Below are 3,505 nucleotides of genomic sequence, written 5' to 3' on the forward strand. Positions count from 1 at the left end.
GGCAATAGCCGAGGCCGAAGCGGACATCGACACCGAGCACCTGGTCGAGGCCGTGCTCGACCTGCCGGCCGGCGCTCGGACCCTTGCTAGCGTGCGCGCATGGCCGTCATCTACGAAACCGCCGCCACCCTCAACGGATTCCTCGCGACCGAGGACGACTCCCTGGACTGGCTCTTCCAGATCCCCGGAGAGCAGCCGGATATCTCGGACTTCATGGGCTCGGCCGCCGCCCTGGTGATGGGATCCACCACCTATGAGTGGGTGCTGGCGGTCGAGGACCTTGTGGCCCATCCGGAGAACTGGGCCTCGTCCATGGGGCGGAAACCGGTGTTCGTGTTCTCCAGCCGGGACCTGCCCGTTCCGGCCGGGGCGGACGTGCGGATTCTCGAGGGCGACGTCGGCCGGCACCTTTCCGAGATCCGGGCGGCCGCCGGCGACGGCGACCTCTGGATGATGGGCGGCGGGGGGCTGGCCGCCCAGTTCCTGGCGGCCGACGCTCTGGACCGGATCGCCATCACCGTGGCTCCGGTGACCCTGGCCCGGGGGAAGCCGTTGTTCTCGGGCGACGTGTTCTGGGATCGGCTGCGGCTGAGGTCCGCCGAGAAGGTCGGGGAGTGGGCCCGGCTCGTCTATGACATCACCCCCGGCGAGCAGGAGATGAGCCGGTCAGCCACGGTGTCCTCGTGATGTAGCGGGCGGGGCGGGTTCAGCCGATGAGAAGTCGGAAGATACCCCGCTCTATTGCAATAGTGTGTGGCACACACTACCGTGTGAGGCGTGAACGAAGAATTGGCTTCCGCCCTCGCCACCCACCGGCAGGAGCTGCGGCGTGGCACCCTCGTGGTCGCCTGCCTGCTGGCCTGCCGAACCCCTCGTTACGGGTACGCCCTACTGGAATACCTCGCGTCCGCGGGGCTGGATGCGGAGGCCAACACGCTCTATCCGCTGCTGCGCCGGCTGGAAGGCCAGGGTCTCTTGAAGGCGGAGTGGAACACGGACGAACCCCGCCCGCGCAAGTACTACAGCCTCACCGAGGACGGTGCCGGGATGGCGGACGAGCTCCGGGATGAATGGACACGACTGACAGCCAGCATGGCCACCCTCTGGAAGGAATCACCACGATGACCGCTTTGACCCGTCGCTACATCGACCAGGTCGTCGCGCATCTGCCCGATGGACAGCGCGAAGACATCTCCCGTGAGTTGACCGCCCTGATCTCGGACATGGAGGAGGAGCGGCTCGCCACCGGTGCCAGTGAGACCGCCGCGGAGCGGGACGCCCTCGAGGAACTCGGGGACCCGGCCCGGCTGGCGGCTCGGTACCGCAACACCCCGAACTACCTGATCGGGCCGGAGTTGTATCCCGTCTACGTGCGCGCGTTGCAGTGGCTGGTGCCGATGGTCCTGGGGGTTGCCCTGATCGTCAACATCGTGGTGTATTCCACAACGGAGGCCGAGGCCAACATCGGGGCCATGATCGGTCAGATCGTCGGACCGTTGATCAGCGCGCTGTTCTGGCTCCTGGGATCCGTCACCGTGTTCTTCTGGATCTTCGAACGCGCTGCCCAGCCCCGGGACAAGGCCGCCTTGGCGCGGGATGGTGCCCGGCACTGGAGCGTCGATGACCTGGAGACCGAGGTGGCGCACGCGCGGGAAGCCCGCTCCGAGGCCATCGGTGGTCTGGTCATGCTGGTGCTGCTGGCCCTGATGCCGGTGATTCCGACCACGTTCTTCTACGTGGGCCACCTGAACGACGGCGGACCGTTCGTCAACCAGGACCTGTGGTCCTTCTGGTTGCCGGCCTACTACGTCCTCCTCGCCATGGAGGCGGTGCTGGGCATCTGGACGATTGTCCGGGGCCGGACCACGCGGCTTCGGCTGGCAGCCAGGGCCGCCCTCGACGTGGTGGCAGGCGTGTTCCTCACCATGCTGGTCCTGACGCAGCAGGTCATCGACCCGGCGATCAACTCCGGCATCCTCCAGAACTCGGGCGCCACGGACTGGGTGGACGTGCTCTATCTGGTGGTGATCTGGGGAGTCGCCTTCTGGGACCTGTATGTCTGTGTGCAGTACTGGCGGACTCTGGGCATGGCCGAGCGCCAGGTCACGGCTGAATAACAGCCGGCCGCGCGCGGCGGGTACTCATGGACTCCGATCCCACTCAGATGGCGGTCAGGTGCCGTTCAGGCGGTCGCAAGGTTGCGATTTAATAACGAGTGTGTACCTTTAAGTAACGGTCCGATAACCCCAGCGGATGTCGGACGGTGACCCACTCCAGCCTGTGAAGGCCACGGGGGCAGGCGCCGTCCGGATCCGGGGACCGCCGTGTGTACACCGTCGTCAATCAAGGTATGAATCCATGAACTACCCCACCCGCCGTGACCGCCTCGCCGCCGAGCTGAAGGCCCGCCGGTCCCGCCAGCGCCGCTCCCTGACCGTCGGCGCCCTCGGCGTGACCACCGCCGCCGGCGCCCTGCTGGCCGGGGTGGCCCCCGCCTCCGCCAACGATGGTTCTCAGCAGGCATCGTCCTACCAGGACTGGAGCTACCAGGGTGAGTCGACCGGCTCGGCCTCCTCCACGTCCTCATCGTCCAGCTCTGCCTCGGACTACTCCAGCGCCTCGGCCGGATCCTCGAGCGAGGGTGCCACCTACCAGCTGGCCTCCTACTCCTCGTCGTCCGGCTCCTTCGGCGCAGCGGCGGACTGGGCTGTCTCCACCGCCAATGACTCCTCTGTGGGGTACACCTACGGCGGCAACGGGCCGTCCGCCTATGACTGCTCCGGATTCACCCAGAGCGCCTTCGCTCAGGCCGGCGTGGACATCCCGCGAACCTCGGGCGCGCAGTACTCCGGGGCTAACCAATATGTGGGGTTGGACGAGCTGCAGGTCGGTGACCTGGTGTTCTGGTCCAACAACGGGTCGGCCTCCGGCATCTACCACGTGGCCGTCTACGTGGGTGACGGAAAGATCGCCCACGCCCGCAACTACACCGAGGGTGTCTCCGTCACCGACGTGGACTACAGCCCCTGGAACATGATGGGCACGGCCGCCCGGTACTGATCCCCAAGCCGACTTTGCGGGCAGTAGTTGGGGGTGCGACGCACCCCCAACTACTGCCCGCAAAGTGGTTAACCGAACCGCTGGCTGCGCAGCAGCTCGTCGGCCCGGCGGGCCACATCGGCCTGCTGGGTGGATAGGGTCGTCACCAAGCGCCGCACGTGGCGGACGCGGGCCTCCCACGCCTCACCGCGCTGCTCGCGGCGCGGCAACCGTTCCAGGGCGTCCACCTCGCGCCAGGCGGTGACCAGCGCGGACTCATAGAGCCGCTGGTCGGCCTGCTCGGCGCGGCCGCCGCTCGCCGAGTCCAGGCCCAGCACCGCGACCATATCCAGCCGGGACAGGTCCAGACCCAGGGCCAGCTGCTCGAGATCGGACCGCAGTCCGGCCAGTTGGCGGCGGACCGCGGCGGTGCCCACCCGGCGCCGGCCGGCCTCCATCACGGCCA

5 protein-coding genes are annotated in these 3,505 nt (G+C 67.7%); 4 read left to right on the plus strand and 1 reads right to left on the minus strand.

The window, feature by feature from the left end; all coding sequences use genetic code 11:
- The first annotated feature begins 99 nt into the window (after positions 1-99).
- From RUH65_RS15505 to RUH65_RS15520, 4 genes are all read left to right on the plus strand, one after another.
- Positions 100-687: a dihydrofolate reductase family protein gene (locus tag RUH65_RS15505; protein WP_313818541.1), complete on the plus strand. Its 588-nt coding sequence runs from the start codon at positions 100-102 to the stop codon at positions 685-687.
- A gap of 90 nt (positions 688-777) precedes the next feature.
- Positions 778-1,125, plus strand: coding sequence for a PadR family transcriptional regulator (locus RUH65_RS15510; protein ID WP_313818542.1), 348 nt, complete (start codon positions 778-780; stop codon positions 1,123-1,125).
- The gene (locus tag RUH65_RS15515; protein ID WP_313818543.1) at positions 1,122-2,117 is read left to right on the plus strand and encodes an HAAS signaling domain-containing protein; all 996 of its coding nucleotides are present in this window, start codon (positions 1,122-1,124) and stop codon (positions 2,115-2,117) included. Before RUH65_RS15510 ends, RUH65_RS15515 begins: the two co-directional genes overlap by 4 nt.
- Before the next feature lie 241 nt (positions 2,118-2,358).
- Complete coding sequence (locus tag RUH65_RS15520) at positions 2,359-3,060, plus strand: C40 family peptidase (RefSeq protein ID WP_313818545.1); 702 nt, start codon at positions 2,359-2,361, stop codon at positions 3,058-3,060.
- A gap of 68 nt (positions 3,061-3,128) precedes the next feature.
- Here RUH65_RS15520 and RUH65_RS15525 read toward each other — a convergent pair.
- Positions 3,129-3,505, minus strand: a 377-nt coding sequence (locus tag RUH65_RS15525) for a hypothetical protein (RefSeq protein ID WP_313818547.1), incomplete at its 5' end; no start/stop codon positions are given.

Origin of the sequence: Citricoccus sp., from assembly GCF_032154715.1 — a bacterium.
GTDB lineage: Bacteria > Actinomycetota > Actinomycetes > Actinomycetales > Micrococcaceae > Citricoccus.